Genomic DNA, 15,860 nt, shown 5'->3' on the forward strand with positions numbered 1-15,860 from the left:
GGCGGCGCGCAGCTTCTCGGCGGCCGCGGCTCGGTCTCGGCCAGCATCGCCGGCGCGCTGACGCTGACGGCCATATTCACCCTGCTCAATTTCGTCGGGCTGCCGCAGCCCGTGCGCGAGGTGGTGCAGGGCGTGATCCTGATCACGGCGGTCGCCTACGCCATGCACCGGCGCCGGCATGCCGCCCGATGAATTCGCGGGGTCCGCCAAATGCGGGAAGCCGCGGATCCGGTGAGAAAGTACGGTAGTGAAAGGGAGCGAAACGACATGAAGAGAGTGATCGCATTGAGCGCCGCGCTCGGCCTGATGGTCGCGGGCGCCTGGGCACAGAGCCCGAATTTCGACGATCCGGAGGAGTTCGAGCGGCAGCGCCAGCAGCTCCAGATGGAACCGATGGGGCCCGAGGGCGAGCCCTGGGCGCAATATCTCGAGGATTCGATGGTCGACACCTCGGAATATGCCAAGGAAGGTCCCTATACGGTCTGCTTCTCGAACGCCGGCGTCAACAATCCCTGGCGCGTGGTCGGCTGGACCAACATGCAGGCCGAAGCCGAGCTCCATCCCGAGATCGAGGAGCTTGTCCACGTCGACGCCGAGGGCTCGGACGACAAGCAGATCGCGGACATCGGCGATCTTCTGGCGGGCGGCAACTGCGACATCATGATCGTCTCGCCGAACACCACGGCAGCGCTGACCCCCGCCGTCGAGCAGGCTTGCCAGCAGATGCCGGTGATCGTCTTCGACCGCGGCGTCAACACCGACTGCCCCGTCACCTTCATCCATCCGGTGGGCGGCTACGGCTTCGGCATCCAGGGCGCGGAATTCGTGGCCGAGAATGTCGACGAGGGCGCCAACGTGCTCATGCTGCGCATCCTGCCCGGCGTCGACGTGCTGGAGACACGCTTTTCCGCCGGCCGGCGCATCTTCGAGGAGGCCGGCCTCAACATTGTCGGCGCCGAGTTCACCGACGGCGACAACGCCAAGACCAAGTCGATCGTCCAGGACTATATCCAGCGCGGGCCCATCGACGCGGTGTGGATGGACTCCGGCGCCACCGCCGTAGCGGCGATCGAAGCCTTCGAGGACAACGGGCTGGAAGTGCCGGTCTTCGTCGGAGAGGACCAGCAGGACTTCCTGCAGAAGTGGAAGGCCATGGGGCTGACGGCGATCGCGCCGACCTATCCTACCTATCAGTGGCGCACGCCGATCATCGCCGCGCTGAAGATCCTCGACGGCGAGGAGGTCCCGGGGCCGGAATGGGTGCTGCCGCAACCGGCGATCACCGCCGAGACCCTCGACGACTACGTCAACGAGACGATGCCGCCGCTGCACTATGCAATGTGCGGCTGCGAGGAACTGCCGGGCTATCCCGAACGCTGGGGCGGCGGCCGGTAAGCGGTTCTCTTGAAACGGGCGCGCAGGCGCCCGTTTCCTTGCGGGATGCCGGTTGAGACGCGCGGATTACCCGCCGCAACGATCAGCATGTCCATCGAAATCCCGTCACACTTGTCACTCTCACCCGGCCTCCGCCCCGCCTTATATTCCCACTCGATCCTGCAACGGCGGGGAACAGCGGCAATCGAGCGGGAGCCAAGGAATGGCAATACCGGCAGCAGACAACGGAAGCGCAGTGGCCCGGCGGGCGCGCGATATGGCCGGCTGGCTCGCCTACGCCGCCTCGCCGACCTTCGCTATCATGGGCCTGATCGCGGCGAGCGATGCGACCCGGATTGCACTTTGCTCCGCAGCCACAAGCATCCTTCCGATCGACGGCATGACCGCGATGTACCTGCTGATGAGCCTCTTCCACCTGCCGCCCTGGCTGAGGCTTGCGTTCACCGCCGAGCGCGTGTCGAACCAATAATCAAAAAGGGGGTGGCCACGCCCGACTCTCCACGACCCGAAACGTCAATCCGCCGAAGCAATGCTAGCGAGATTGGTCCTTGTGTTTGCCGAGCCTGAAAGCTCTCAACGCAGGCAATATCCTGTCCAGCGCCACCTGCTCTCCAGCGCCGAAACCGTAGTAAAGGTCGCGGAAGAGGCCGTGGAGTTCATCATAGGCGTCCTTTCGCTCCGCACGCGGCCTGAAGACACGCGTGCGGGGGCTGAGTACGGCCTGCGCGTCATCGATCGTATCGAAGGCACCGGCGGCAAGAGCGGCGAAGATGCAGGCACCGACGCCGACGGGCGAGCGGTCCGGCACATGCACATCGCACCCGAGCACATCGGCATAGGTCTGGTTCAGAACGCCGTTTTTCTGCGGGATGCCTCCCGCGTTCAGCACGCGCTCGAAAGACAGACCACCCATACGGTCGAGGATGATCCGGGTGTGCAGGGCCATACCTTCTATGGCCGCGTGCATTTCATCCGCCGCGCTGTGGGACAGGTCCCAGCCGAGCGTAACGCCTCCGAGGTCCGACCGAACCAGAACGGTGCGGTCGCCATTGTCCCAGGTCAGCCGCATGAGGCCGGTCGCGCCCGGCCCGTAATCCTCGAGCCCCCGGCATAACGTCGCCACGTCTGTGCCGGCACGGCGGGCGATGGCCTCGAATATGTCGCCGGTTGCCGACTGCCCGGCTTCCACGCCCATAAGGCCGGGAATGACGCTGCCTGGAACCGCGCCGCAGATGCCCCGAACGGGTTTCATGTTCTCGTGGCCGAGAGCGATGATGCAGGTGGAAGTGCCGATGACGTTCACCACGTCGCCGGCCCGGCAGCCGCTGCCCACCGCGTCCCAATGCGCGTCGAAGGCGCCAATGGGGATGGGGATCCCGGCACGCAGGCCGAGCTTTTCCGCCCATTCGACCGACAGATGCCCCGCCAGTTCGCGCGACGTACCGTAGCGCCCGGCGAGCTTGGCGTTGACACCTTCAAGAAGCGGGTCGACGCTTTCAAGAAACACCTGCGGCGGCGGGCCACCCCAGCGCTCGCCCCACATCCATTTGTGCCCCATGGCGCAGATGCTGCGCGGCAGATCGGCCACGCTTCGAACACCGCAAAGGGTGGCTGCCAGCATGTCGCAATGTTCGAGCGCGGCGGCCACGCGCTCCCGCTTTTCGGGATTGTGGCGCAGGAAGTGAAGCAGCTTTGCGTAACCCCATTCATGGGAGTAGACGCCGCCGCACCAGTCGAGCGCTTCGATGCCTTCGGACCGTGCCCGCTCGGTGATCTCGGCCGCTTCCGCGTGGGCGCGGTGATCGCACCACAAGTAATAGTCGTCCAGCGGTTCGAGATTCTCGTCGACGACGATGACGCTCGATCCGGTCGTATCGGCGGCGAAGGCGGCAATCTCTTCACCGGAAATCCCGGCCGATGTCACCGCCGCGCGCGTGGCGCGCTCGAGCGCCGCCATGTGATCGGCATGGGACTGGCGCGCGAGAAGCGGGTCGCTTGCCGAACGCTCCAGCGGATATTCAGCCGCTTCGGAGGCGAGCGTCCGTCCATTCGCAGTGTCCATGATGGTCACGCGGACGCTCAAAGTGCCGAAATCGGCGCCTGCTACGAGTGTCATGATCCTCCCCTGCCCCGTCCATATTGTCCGTAAGTGGCGTCGGGCCCGTGTTTGCGGCGATAGTGATGGTCCAGCAGGCTGTCGGGAATGGGTTTGAGGGCGGGTTTCAGTGTCTGGGAGTGCCACGCCATCTTGGCCACCTCCTCCAGAATTAGCGCATTGAGGACCGCTTCTTCGGTATCGCGGCCCCAGACGAAGGGTCCGTGCCCGGCCACCAGAACGGCGGGCACTTCCAGGGGGTCGCGGCCCTTGAACGTCTCGACGATAACGTCGCCGGTGGCCGCCACATAGCCGTTTTCGATTTCGCTGCGTGTCAGATGGCGCGTCACCGGAATCTCGCCCCGGAAATAGTCGGCGTGGGTGGTACCAAGCGGAATGATCGGCGTCAGGGTCTGCGCCATGATCGTGGCATAGGTGGAATGGGTATGGATGACGGCGCCGATCCCCGTGAAGGCGCGGTAGAGCGTGGTGTGGGTGTCGAGATCGGAGGACGGCTTGTACCGGTTGTCGAGCGGCCTGCCGTCGATATCCGTCACCACCATATGGTCGGGTGTCATATCCTCATAGGCGACCCCGCTCGGCTTGATGACCACCATGCCGCTTTCGCGATCGATGCCGCTGGCATTGCCGAATGTCGCCATGACCAGCCCGTGGCGTACCGTGGCCAGATTGGCTTCCAGAACCGATTGCTTGAGCTTCGTAAGCGACATTTACCTGAAGGGTCCTCGACTTCCCGGATGAATGCGGCCGCGCCCCGTCCGCGTCGGGGCGCGGCCGTCTGGTGGCGGGCGGTTAGCGCGGGGCCGTCCAGCCCTTGTAGCTGTCGACGTTCTCAGCCGTGATCAGTTCGGGATCGAGCAAGACGGTGTCCTCTTCCGGCTCATTGCCCATGAAGACGTCATAGCCCATCTTCAACGCCATGCCGGCCATGACATACGGGTCCTGCGAAGCGGATGCCTTGATCATGGAATCGCCCGAGGAAAGCGCTTCCTCGATGTCCGGCGCACCATCCACGGCGGTAATGAAGAAATCGTCCCGGCCGAGCTGCTTGGCGGCAAGCGAGGCGCCGATGCCGGTCGGATCGTTGATGGCGAAAACCGCGTCGATGTCGTCGTAGCGGGTCAGCAGGCTCTGCATCACATCGAGCCCGCCATCGCGCGATGCCTGGCCGTTCTGATCGTCCGACAGGATGGTGATGCCTTCGTGCTTTGACAGCACGTCCTTGCAGCCCTTCACGCGATCGATGATCGACGAGGATTGCGGGCCGTTGATGATGATGACGTTGCCCTCGCCACCCTCGAGATTGTCGACAATGTACTGGCAGGCCTTGGCGCCTGCGGCCACATTGTCGGTCATCACCGTGACGTTGGCGCCCGGCGCGGAAACGTCGAAGGCGGCAACGACGATGCCGGCGTCCTTGGCGCGCTTGACGGCCGGCGCGATGGCGCTCGCGTCGACGGCGTTCAGCATGATGATGTCGACGCCGGAGGCGATGAAGTTGTCGATCTGGGAGACCTGCTTGTTGAGGTCGTAATCGGCGGAAACCGACGTGACCTGAACATCCGGATTGATCTCCTTGGCGCGGTCCTCGATGCCCTTGATGGTGGCGACGAAGAACGGATTGCCGAGCAGACCGACGGAGATGCCGATGCTCTCCAGATCCTTGGCCACGGAAGCCCCTGTCAGGGTCGCCATTGCCGCGGCGGTGCAAAGAAGTGTCTTCAGTTTACGCATGTTACTCCTCCATGGTTTATGCGTTTTCAGTCTTGCTCTCGTCATTGGCAATCACGTGCGCGCCCCGCCCTGGAGCCGGTAGCGGTCGAGCGCCACGGCGGCGATGATGACGAGGCCCTTGATGATGAATTGCCAGATGTCGGACACGCCGGTGAGGATCAGTCCGTTGGACAGGATGGCGATGATCAGCGCCCCGACCAGCGTTCCCCATATGGAGCCGACCCCGCCGACAAAGCTGGTGCCGCCCAGGATGACGGCGGCGATCGCGTCGAGTTCATAGGCCATGCCCAGTTGCAGGCCGTTGGCGGCGTAGAGCCGGGCAGCCGACATGACGCCACCAAGGCCCGACATGAGGCCGGACATGCCATAGACGAAGAGCAGCACCAGCCAGACCTTGATGCCGGTGAGCCGGGCGGCCTCCTGGTTTCCTCCAACGGCATAGATCCAGGTGCCGAGCACCGTGCGGCGCAGGATGAACCAGGAAATGAGAATGACCGACATGGCGATCAGCGCCAGCCAGGGAACGCCGAAAAGCGAGCCGTTGCCGATGAAATCGAACGGCAGGTCGGCATTGAAGACGGTGGTGTCGCCGCCCATCAGGCGCGCCACGCCACGCACGGCCGTCAGAGATCCGAGCGTCACGATAAAGGGCGGCAATCGCAAGAAGGCGATCAGACCGCCATTGGCCAGCCCGAAGGCGAGACCCAGGGCCATCGCGGCCGGAATGCCCAGCATGCCGTATTCGGGGATCAGCGAGACGATCACCGCGAGCATCGCTGTAGCCGCGAGGATGGAGCCCACGGAAAGGTCGATGCCGCCGGTCAGGATCACGAAGGTCATGCCTGCGGCCAGCACGATGTTGATGGAGGCCTGCTGCATGACGATCGACAGATTGTTGACCGACAGGAACTTGCCGCTCAACAACTCGAAGCCGATCGCCAGGAGAAGCAGCACGGGCAACATGCCCAGTGCACGGATTATGGCTCTTACCTCAAGGCGCCTGCGCACCTCTTCGCTTTGTGCAATGTCAGTCATTGGCAATCCGTTCGGCCTGCGTTTCCTCGGCATCGGCCGGGATGACGTTGTCGTTTGCGGCGCCGGTGGAAAGCGCCATGATGCGTTCCTGGTCGATGGGCTGGTCGGGCGTTGCCGCGACCTCGCCGGCGATCGTCCCCTCGCGCATCACCAGCACGCGATCGGCGACACCGACAATCTCGGGCAGTTCGCTGGAGATCATGATGACGGCGAGACCGCGCGCGGCCAGATCGTCGATGAGACGATAGATTTCCGACTTCGCGCCGACATCGACACCACGGGTCGGCTCGTCGAGGATGACGACCTCCGGGTCGACCTCGAGCAGGCGTGCAAGCAGGACCTTCTGCTGGTTGCCGCCGGAAAGCGCCCCGACATTGATGCGAGCGTTGGGCGCCTTGATGCTGAGCGACTTCATCGCCCCAATGGCACGGCGGGCGGCGGCGCGGAAATTGCGGATTCCAAGCCTGCCCGCGTCGCGCTCCAGCACGCACATGCTGACGTTCTCAGACACCGACATGTCGAGGAAGAGGCCGAGCCCCTTTCGATCCTCCGTGAGATAGGCAATGCCCTTGGAAAGCGCCTCGCGTGGATTGCGGCAACGGATGTCCTTGCCGTTGAGGCGTATGGTGCCTGATGCGGCCGGGTCGGCCGCGAATATGAGGCGGGCAAGCTCGGTGCGCCCGGAGCCGACGAGGCCGGCAATACCCAGAACCTCGCCCCGGCGCACCTCGAACGAGCAGTCGTGGACGAAGTGCCCGTCGCCAAGCCCCTCCACCGAGAGAACGGTCTCGCCGGAGCGTTCGAGCTGCTTGTGCTCCTTTTTGTAGAACGTGCTGAGATCGCGCCCGACCATCATGGAAACGAGCTTGGGCGCGGAGAGTTCGGCACGCGTCAAGGTGCCCACATAGGCCCCGTCGCGCAGCACGGAGCAGCGATCGGACAGCCGGTAGATCTCTTCCATGCGGTGGCTGATGTAGATGATCGCCACGCCCTCTTCCTTGAGGCCGGCGATAACCTTGAAAAGCTGCTCCGTCTCGCGGGTGGAAAGCGAGGTGGTGGGCTCGTCCATGACGATGACACGCGCCCTGGCCGACATGGCGCGGGCGATTTCGACGAGTTGGCGCTCGCCGAGCGAAAGGTCGCCGACCAGCGTGTCAGGCCGGAAGCGGACGGCCAGCCGCTTCAGGATCGGCGCGGTGGCTTCGTTCATGGCGCGCCGGTCCGTGATCCCCATGCTGGCGGGCTCGCAGCCCAGGAAGATGTTCTGCGCGACCGTCAGATTGGGTGCCAGCGAAAGCTCCTGGTAGATGACGGCGATCCCGATTTCCTTCGCGAGCTTGGGATCGCCAAGCTGGATCGGCTTGCCGTCCATCAGGACCTTGCCGCCGGGATCGGCCTGATACGCGCCCGAAAGCACCTTCATGAGGGTGGATTTGCCGGCGCCGTTTTCGCCCATCAGCGCATGCAGCTCTCCGGCATTGACGGTGAACGAGACATCGGCCAGCGCCTTGACCGAACCGAAGGTCTTGCTGATGGCGCGCATTTCCAGAACCGGCGCCTTGTTCGGGACGGGCCTGGTCATGGCTGCGTTTCGCCGGTGGGGGCGATCAGGAATTCGACACCCTGATCCTCGAGCATCTTGGCGTCGTTGTCCGAAAGGCCGTCATCGGTGACGAGCTTGGAAACACGCTGCAAAGGCAGCGCCACCGTCGGCGGCCGCATGGAGAATTTGCGGCTGTCGACGAGCACGATGATCTCGTTGGCGAGCCCGCTCATGTCGTTGATGAAGCGAACCAGAAGCGGGTGCTGCTCGAGCAGGCCTTCGCGGCTGACGCCGAGAGCACCGAGAAAGAACTGGGAGGCATAGAAGGTGTAACCGCCACAAGCGGCATCGTAGAGTATGCCGGGCTCGCGGTGCAGGTCGCCGCCGCCGACCGTGAGCTGGCAGGTGCCGTGCTCGCTGATATAGGCAGCAAGGGGCATGGAGTTGGTGAAGACCCGCACATTGCGGTTGGCCATTTCACAGCCGAAATGGAAGCAGGTGGAGCCACCGTGGATGATGATGAGGCTGCCGTCACCCACCAGCGTGCTCGCCTTCCGGGCGATGGCTCGCTTGGCTTCGACTGCGATGTCCCGATTTTCTACGAAGGGCAGCGCTGTCGACCGGCGCCCCGCTCCGAAACCGTCGGGCGCGGCGATCCCGCCGTGAACCTTCCGCGCCACGCCCGCCTCGTCCAGCTTGTCGATGTCCCGGCGCACGGTCGCTGCGGAAACACCGGTGATTTCCTGCAGCTCCTTTACCGAGACAAAGGGCTTGTCCAACAGGAGATCGGCTATGGCCCTATGGCGATGCAGATCGCTCAACAGTCTCCTCCCCGAGTTCGCGAATGAGATTTTATTTTCACATCTCTTCCTGAGATGCAAATAAAAAATCATTATGTGATTATATTCAATCACAACGCGAGACTGGAGGTTGCGTTGATGCTGACGGGCTGATGCGAAAGTGGAGACGAGCGCGCGACACGCCAGATGCGCGATTTTCTGCAGAATGCGGGGCTGCTCGGGGCGGTCTTTTGTCCACCGGCGACGCCGCGCAAGCATTGCCTGGTGCGACAGTCTCTTCGTTCGAAACTTACGGAAGCGGATTTAGAGATGCTGACAGAGCGCAGCTCTGCCGCCATGTCGGCGATGCGTGGAAGTTGGGGTAGAACCGGCGGAAGCTATAGGGACAGGCGTCGGCGGCCTGCTTCTGTCGCACGGCATCGGGTCTATAGCGATGTCTTCAACGCGTTCGTCGTTATCGGCACGATAAGGCCTCTCTATCCTTCATACGCTCACGGGCTGTCGCCGAAATATTTTCTGCGCAGTTGTTGGACGAGGCCGCTTTCATGCGCGCCGACGACGGCAACCGTCAGGGGCTTGCGCAGCGGACTTTGATGGGGCAGCCCAAAACCGTATTTCTCGGGCTTGAACAGGGCACCGACCGTCGAGAGCGGCAGGTCGGAATGGGTATGGACAAAATATTCGAGCACCGGCTTGTCGCCGATCACTGCGTCAACCCTGCCGTCAAGGAGAGCCTGCGACGATTCGGCAATGCTCGCGAAGGACACCGACGAGATGATGGACGCATGGGTGAATTCCTCCGCCGTGCTGCCCTCGGCTACGCCGACGGTCTTTCCGGGCAGGTCGGCAATACTGTTGATGTGGCTGGTCAGCGCGAGCGTCGTCATGACGCTGGTCACCGTGGACGTGACATAGGCCAGAACCGCTATCCCGCAGACCAGCCAGATCCCCTGCCAGATGCGGCCGATCCAGCCGAACAGATTCTTGCGCGACGGCGCCCTACCGGAGGTGACGACCGACATGACAGCATAGAAGCTTTCGGCGAAGCCGTCTCGCCAGCGGCGCGGGAAATCCTTGTCGAAATGACGGTCGAACAGGGTAAAGCCGACGGTGGCCGCGACGATAATCAGAGCAAGCCAGGCATAGGCGCGCAAATAGCCGGAATCGCGAAGCCCGCTGATCACGCCCCAAAGGCCGGCACCTCGTTCGTCATGGACCATGATGCGCAGACCGGAATCGAACCACGGCTGGGTGAAATCAATCCGTTGAGCGCGCCCTTCGGTGATGGTCAGATTGGTGACGGCCGCGTCTATCTCTTCTGCAGCAACCGCATCGACCAGGGCGCGTAGAGTATCGAAATCCCGATACTCGAACTGGAGGCCGAGTTCATCGGCGACCGCCTCCCATAGCTCGATCGCCATGCCGGTAGGTTGCCCGTCCTCTTCGATCACGAAGGGCGGACTGTAATAGATGCCGACTGTCAGCGGCTGACTTTGTTCAACCGGCTCTTGCTGTGATTGAGCCGGAGCCGCAAGCAAGATGAACATGGCGGCCATGACGCAGCGCACAAAACGCGCGCCAATGCACCGATCAACGTGTCGTTTCGAAATGGCAAGGCCTGTCATTGTCCGTCGGATATACGCAGTGGTGGTTACATTCCGGTGTCCGCCCAGCCGAGCAGTACGCCGCGCGAATTATCGATTGATCACCGTGGCCGCGAGGCATGGCGCGATAACGTCGCTCAAGCCCCTCGCGTCGACCGGAAGGTCAAACTCGGCTCTCAGCCTGGCCGGCGGCAAGTCGTCAGCCGAGGCAAGGTGCACGGCCATCGTCAGTTCCTCGCCTGCGTGCTCCCGCCAGCGGGACGCCTCGTCCTGCGGCAAGAGGTAGGAAAACGTGAACTCGACATCGTCGCTGTGCCAGCCGGATACGTTGTGAGTGACAGGATCCGTGTCCTGCAAAATTACCGACAACAGCTCCTCGTCCTCGCCGTCACCGCCAGGCCCTTCAAACATGCCAAACTGGAAATCGAGCGTATCGGGAACCACGAAGCTGGCGGTCATCACGGCGCCGTCATCATCCGCACGGCATCCGATCGTCAGCGCGGACTGCTCGGTCGAATCGCCGACATGCACTTTCCCCACGATCGAGGCTTCACGCAGCGGATTATCCGGATAAGGCTTGGTCACGGTCCAGGCATCCTCGGCGAGAGCCGGTGATATACCCGCACCGACAGTCAGGCCAAGCATCAACATTAAGACCTTGGGCGACCGCTGAATGCCCACGACCTCAAGGCGTCTCCAATCAGTTGAGGCACCATCGTCACTCCCGTCGGCGGACGCAGAATTCCGCATCGCCTGGTCCGTGCATTGCATGGATACTATCCCCCAACTTGGACGTGCTTCCCACACTCAGCCGTGCATTCCGGCAGGCTTCGCCGCGACTTCGATGCCCGGGAATGGAAAGCCAACATTAGACCTAAGCGCATGTCTTTGCCAAACAATTCCTGTATTGTCGGTTGCGCGGCCAAATTGATGTCCAGCCTGCCGATGCGGGGACAGTCCGGCAGGCGCAACGATGATGACGATCCAGGCAGACGCCTGGCCAGTGCTCGAAGGACCAGATTTTTTATGAACAAGGCTCTGAACGATACTGCAGAGGAACTCAGTGAGCCGCTGAGGCTCTCCGTGAACGGAAGCGAACGCGTCTTCGATATCCATGATCCGAAGCTGCCGCGCTGGATCGAGGACCATGCACTGACTGCAGGTGATTATCCCTACAAGAAGAAACTCCCGAAGAAGACCTACGGCAAGCAGCTTGAAAGTCTGCAGATCGAACTCGTCAAGCTGCAGTCCTGGCTGCAAGAAAGCGGGGAGCGTGTACTAGCGCTGTTCGAGGGGCGCGATGCGGCGGGCAAAGGCGGCAGCATTGCGCGCATTCGCAAATATATGAACCCGCGCACGGCACGAAACGTCGCATTGCCCAAGCCTACGGAAACAGAGCGCGGACAGTGGTACTTCCAGCGTTACGTCGCGCAGTTTCCAACGGCCGGGGAGTTCGTCACCTTCGATCGCTCATGGTACAACAGGGGTGTCGTGGAGCCCGTCATGGGGTTTTGCACGCCGCAGCAGCATGAGCATTTCCTCAAAGAGGTGCCGCATTTCGAGCAGCTCATAGTCAATGAAGGGATCCATTTCTTCAAATTCTGGCTCAACATTGGCCAAGAGACCCAGCTCAAGCGGTTTCACGACCGCAGGCACAGCCCGCTGAAACACTGGAAATTCTCACCTATCGACATGGAAGGCATGGCGAAGTGGGACGCGTATACGCGAATGCGCGATCTCATGATCCGGCTCACCCATACCGACCATGCGCCATGGACCATCGTACTGGCCAACGACAAGCGCCGGGCGCGCCTGGCGGTGATTCGCCGCATGCTCGTATCGTTGGACTATCCGGGGCGAGATCTGGAAGCAATCGGCGAGGAGGACGTCGCGGTGGTGGGTCAAGGCCCCGCGTTCCTGCGCTGACGGGCCGGTCCCGGGCCAATGCGGCCTTTCTCGGCGATAAAGGGGCCGGTTACAGGCGCTCCTGACAGAGCACGATCAACGGGCTGCCTCGCGCGCAAACTGGCGCAGATCGACGGGTTGGCCGGTCTGCACGGAACGTTCCGCCGCTTCACCGATCAGAACAGACCAATATGCTTCCGAAATGCCCACTTCCGGCTTGCCCGCGCCGCGGCGGGTTAGTTCCAGGAACCGCTGGTGCTGAAAGAAGGTCGCGCCGTAGTGATCGCCCGCGCGCAGGATTTTCTCCTCCACGGTGACGGTCTCGTGCAGTTCCTCCTTCTCACGGCGGTCCGCGACAACGAATTCGGCGGCACGTTCCTTGCCGTCGCGGGAAAAGCGCGCCGGTCCCGGCACCAGCGCCTGGAGTCGGGCGACGTCACCGGCCACCATCACCTCTTCCTGCCAGCGTGCGCCCTCGGCGAACATGCACAGATCGAGCATGCCGCGCTGGCCGCCCTCGAAATCGACGCAGACATACGCATTGTCGAGAATGTCCGGCACGCGGCCGTCATAGCGCTCGTCGCGATGATTGACGTCCGCGCCCCCGGTCGCGAAAAGGCGCACCGGTTCGCTATCGAAAATATGGCGCATGAGATCGAACAGGTGGCAGCATTTCTCGACCAGCGTGCCGCCGGTGCGTGCGTTGAAGCGGTTCCAGCCGCCCACCTTGGTGAGGAACGGAAAGCGGTGTTCGCGGATGCTCACCATGCGGGGGGCGCCCGCACGCCCGCGACGCACCTCCTCGATCAACCGCGTGATCGGCGCCATGTACCGATATTCCATCGCCACCCAGACCGGCGCGGCGCGGCTCTCGGCCAGGCGCATCAACTCGAGGCAGTCGCGCGTGGTGGTGGCGAGCGGCTTTTCGCAGAGGATCGGCTTGTCCGTGGCCATGATATCGCGCATCAGGGCAAGGTGCAGGTCATTGGGCGCGGCGACGACATAAACGTCGCACAGACCGGCCGAAAGCATGTCGCGATGGTCTGTGAAGGTGCACACGGAAGCTCCGGCCAGATCGGCCGCCTTGCGGCGCATCGTATCGTCGGGGTCGGCAATGGCGACGACCTCGGCGCCTTCAAGAAGCGCGATGTTGCGAATGTGCTCCTGCCCCATCATGCCCGCGCCGACAAAGCCGTAGCGGATCGTGCTCATGCTTTCTCCTTCCAATGAATGCCTCGCGGCGGCGCCGATCAGCCCAGGGTGATGCCAGCGTCGACGACGAAATTCTGCCCCGTGCAGGCGCCCGCTTCCTCGGAGGCGAGAAACAGGACCATGCGCGCCACATGCTCCGGACGGAGCGTCATCTTCAGCACCTGCCGTTCATTGATTTCGCGGACCATCTCGGGCGTTCGCCAGAGGCGCTCCTGGCGTTCGGTAAGAACAGCGCCCGGCACCACCGCGTTGACACGAATGCCGAAGGGGCCGAGCTCGCTGGCGAGCGAGCGTGTCAGGCCGTTGATTGCCGCTTTCGACGTGGCGTAGCCGAGCATGCCGGGCCTGCCGCGCATCCAGCTCACCGAACCCATGTTGATGATGGAGCCGCGCCCCGCGGCTTTCATGCCCTCCAGGACCGCCTGGCTGGCGAAGACGTGGTGCGAGAGATTGGTCGCCAGACAGTCGTTCCAGTAATCCGGCGAGAGGTTTTCGAAGGCGTGGCGGTCGTCGCGCGCGGCATTGTTGACGAGCACCGTGAAGGCGCCCAACCGCTTCGACAGCGCGGCGATAGCCGATCGCAGCGCCTCGACGTCGCGCAGGTCGCAGGCGCGGAAGACGGCAGCCTTGCCCAACTCCGCCGCCAGCGCCTCTCCCGCTCTCGCGTCGACGTCAAGAATGCCGACCTTCGCCTGCTGGGCAACGAAAGCGCGGGCGAGTTCGGCGCCGATGCCGCTTGCGCCGCCGGTTACCAGCACGGGCGCGCCGGCAAGCGAATTGTAGCGTACGGTCGTGTAGTCGGCGGCCATGGTCGTAATCATCCTGCGAATAGGGGTTCGGGCTGTCCCGCCACATCGGCACGCATGGCGAAGAGATTGCCGGATTGCGGCCATTCGGCCAGTTCATCGGCGGGCCGCCCATGACGGGCGGACGTGACGTAAAGTGTCTTCAGGTCACTGCCGCCGAAGGCGCACATGGTCGGACAGCGTGCCGGCACGGGATATTCCGCGAGGAGCTCGCCCTCGGGTGAAAGCCGGACGACGCGACCGCCGTCGTAAAGCGCCGACCAGTAGCAGCCCTCCGCATCGACCGCCGCGCCGTCGGGCCGCCCCTGCCCCTCGGGAAAGCGGCGGAAGACGGAGCGCTCACCGATTTCGCCGCTCGCCGGATCGACAAGATAGCGATAGATCACATGGGCCGGCGTGTCGGCGTGATAGGCGGTGCGCCGATCGGGGGCGAAAGCCACGCCGTTCGAAACCTTTATGCCGCCGGCAATCCTATGGCAGGAAAGGTCGGTATCCACCCGGTAGAGAGCGGCCGCCGGCCGGTCGCGCGGCTCATGGATCGTGCCGGCCCAGAAGCGTCCCCAGGGATCGACGCGGCCGTCATTGAAGCGGCTGACGGTCGTATCCTCCTGCGGATTGGCGATCGGCGCGCGCTTGCTGCCATCCTCATCGAGCAGCCAAAGGCCGGAGCGCAGACCGGCAATGAACCCGCCGCCGTCCCTGAGGCCGATACAGCCGATGTTCTCGTCCATGGGAATGGCGGTGTTCACACCCGCTTCAGGATCGAAGCGATTGAGGCTGGGCGCCTCGATATCGACCCACCACAGCACCTCCTCCCGAATGGACCAGACCGGGCATTCGCCAAGTGCGGCCCGGGCGTCGAGAACGGTCTCGAAAGCCATGGTCCCTCCTCAGCGCCCGGTCCCGGACTTACCCTCATGACCGGCCCCGATCTCGGCGAGCGCGTTGCGGGCGGCGCCCATCATCAAAGCCAGGTCCGAGGCTATGGCCACGAAAGCGAAGCCTGCGTCGATGTAGCCTTTCACGAGTTCGGGCGTCGCGCCGACGATGCCGCATGGCTTACTTCCGCGGCCCGCGCGCGCCACGCCTTCGCGCAGTGCCGCCTGAACGTCCGCATGGCCGATCGCGCCCTTGTGCCCCATCGCGGCCGACAGGTCCCCGGGCCCCAGGAAGAGTGCATCGACCCCCTCCACAGCAGCGATCTCGGGCAGGCGCTCGAGCGCTTCCGGCGTCTCGATCTGCAGAACGACGGCAATCTCGTCGTCGGCGCGGTTGAGATAGTCATCCACCATGCCGTAGCGGCTGGCGCGGTGCATCGCGGCCACGCCGCGCGTGCCACGGCCGGGATAGCGCGTCGAGGCGACGGCAGCCTGCGCCTCCTGCGCATTCTGGATGTAGGGGAACATCAGCGTCGTCGCGCCGGCATCCATGACGCGCTTGACCGTTATGGGATCGTTCCACGGCAGGCGCACCATCGTCTCGGCCGGTGTGCCGGCGATGGCCTGCATGAGTGCGAAGGCCTGCGGCACGTCGACGGGCACATGCTCCATGTCGAGCACGAGAAAGTCGAAGCCGGCAAAGCCCATCGCTTCGGCGGTGACGGGGCTTGCGGCCATGAGCCAAGAGCCCAGAGGCCGGCGTTGCGGCGGGTTCCGGAACCATTGCTTGAGACGATTTTGCGGCAGATCCATGGGTACTACTTTCTCGTTG

General features: G+C 63.5%; 15 protein-coding genes and 1 pseudogene. 4 read left to right on the top strand and 12 right to left on the bottom strand.

The window, feature by feature from the left end; all coding sequences use genetic code 11:
• From ACFP9U_RS05725 to ACFP9U_RS05735, 3 genes and pseudogenes are all read left to right on the top strand, one after another.
• A pseudogene (locus ACFP9U_RS05725) lies at positions 1-192 on the top strand (ABC transporter permease); the annotation flags it as partial.
• A gap of 75 nt (positions 193-267) precedes the next feature.
• Positions 268-1,395 carry a substrate-binding domain-containing protein gene (locus tag ACFP9U_RS05730; protein ID WP_378619703.1) on the top strand — a complete coding sequence of 376 codons (1,128 nt, stop codon included), beginning with the start codon at positions 268-270 and terminating at the stop codon, positions 1,393-1,395.
• Positions 1,396-1,651: 256 nt separating this feature from the next.
• The gene (locus ACFP9U_RS05735) at positions 1,652-1,864 is read left to right on the top strand and encodes a hypothetical protein (protein WP_378619704.1); all 213 of its coding nucleotides are present in this window, start codon (positions 1,652-1,654) and stop codon (positions 1,862-1,864) included.
• Positions 1,865-1,927: 63 nt separating this feature from the next.
• On the opposite strand, the gene ACFP9U_RS05740 is transcribed toward ACFP9U_RS05735, so the two are convergent.
• The 8 genes from ACFP9U_RS05740 to ACFP9U_RS05775 form a co-directional block, all read right to left on the bottom strand.
• Positions 1,928-3,511 (bottom strand): ribulokinase, encoded by a 1,584-nt coding sequence (locus ACFP9U_RS05740; protein WP_378619705.1) that lies wholly within the window; start codon positions 3,509-3,511, stop codon positions 1,928-1,930.
• Entirely contained in the window at positions 3,508-4,221 is a 714-nt protein-coding gene (araD, locus tag ACFP9U_RS05745; RefSeq protein ID WP_378619706.1) for an L-ribulose-5-phosphate 4-epimerase AraD, read from the bottom strand. The genes ACFP9U_RS05740 and araD overlap by 4 nt, the downstream gene beginning before the upstream one ends.
• Positions 4,222-4,303: 82 nt before the next feature.
• Complete coding sequence (locus ACFP9U_RS05750; RefSeq protein WP_378619773.1) at positions 4,304-5,206, bottom strand: ABC transporter substrate-binding protein; 903 nt, start codon at positions 5,204-5,206, stop codon at positions 4,304-4,306.
• 90 nt (positions 5,207-5,296) lie between these two features.
• Entirely contained in the window at positions 5,297-6,280 is a 984-nt protein-coding gene (locus tag ACFP9U_RS05755) for an ABC transporter permease subunit (RefSeq protein WP_378619707.1), read from the bottom strand.
• Entirely contained in the window at positions 6,273-7,862 is a 1,590-nt protein-coding gene (locus ACFP9U_RS05760) for a sugar ABC transporter ATP-binding protein (RefSeq protein ID WP_378619708.1), read from the bottom strand. The genes ACFP9U_RS05755 and ACFP9U_RS05760 overlap by 8 nt, the downstream gene beginning before the upstream one ends.
• Entirely contained in the window at positions 7,859-8,644 is a 786-nt protein-coding gene (locus ACFP9U_RS05765) for a DeoR/GlpR family DNA-binding transcription regulator (RefSeq protein WP_378619709.1), read from the bottom strand. Before ACFP9U_RS05765 ends, ACFP9U_RS05760 begins: the two co-directional genes overlap by 4 nt.
• Positions 8,645-9,114: 470 nt before the next feature.
• A complete protein-coding gene (locus tag ACFP9U_RS05770) occupies positions 9,115-10,179 on the bottom strand; it encodes a transporter substrate-binding domain-containing protein (protein WP_378619710.1) in 1,065 nt (354 codons plus the stop codon).
• A 138-nt stretch (positions 10,180-10,317) separates the two neighbouring features.
• The gene (locus ACFP9U_RS05775; protein ID WP_378619711.1) at positions 10,318-10,812 is read right to left on the bottom strand and encodes a hypothetical protein; all 495 of its coding nucleotides are present in this window, start codon (positions 10,810-10,812) and stop codon (positions 10,318-10,320) included.
• Positions 10,813-11,253: 441 nt separating this feature from the next.
• On the opposite strand from ACFP9U_RS05775, the gene ppk2 reads away from it, so the two are divergent.
• Positions 11,254-12,153, top strand: coding sequence for a polyphosphate kinase 2 (ppk2, locus tag ACFP9U_RS05780; RefSeq protein WP_378619712.1), 900 nt, complete (start codon positions 11,254-11,256; stop codon positions 12,151-12,153).
• A 75-nt stretch (positions 12,154-12,228) separates the two neighbouring features.
• Here ppk2 and ACFP9U_RS05785 read toward each other — a convergent pair whose 3' ends face one another.
• From ACFP9U_RS05785 to ACFP9U_RS05800, 4 genes are read right to left on the bottom strand one after another with little or no spacing between them, the layout of a single operon-like run.
• Positions 12,229-13,344, bottom strand: coding sequence for a Gfo/Idh/MocA family protein (locus ACFP9U_RS05785; protein ID WP_378619713.1), 1,116 nt, complete (start codon positions 13,342-13,344; stop codon positions 12,229-12,231).
• A gap of 38 nt (positions 13,345-13,382) precedes the next feature.
• Complete coding sequence (locus tag ACFP9U_RS05790; protein ID WP_378619715.1) at positions 13,383-14,153, bottom strand: SDR family NAD(P)-dependent oxidoreductase; 771 nt, start codon at positions 14,151-14,153, stop codon at positions 13,383-13,385.
• 8 nt (positions 14,154-14,161) lie between these two features.
• Entirely contained in the window at positions 14,162-15,031 is an 870-nt protein-coding gene (locus ACFP9U_RS05795; RefSeq protein ID WP_378619717.1) for an SMP-30/gluconolactonase/LRE family protein, read from the bottom strand.
• Between the two features lie 9 nt (positions 15,032-15,040).
• Positions 15,041-15,766 carry an HpcH/HpaI aldolase family protein gene (locus ACFP9U_RS05800; RefSeq protein ID WP_378619718.1) on the bottom strand — a complete coding sequence of 242 codons (726 nt, stop codon included), beginning with the start codon at positions 15,764-15,766 and terminating at the stop codon, positions 15,041-15,043.
• Between the last annotated feature and the right edge of the window lie 94 nt (positions 15,767-15,860).

Source organism: Nitratireductor sp. GCM10026969 (assembly GCF_042660605.1).
GTDB lineage: Bacteria > Pseudomonadota > Alphaproteobacteria > Rhizobiales > Rhizobiaceae > Chelativorans.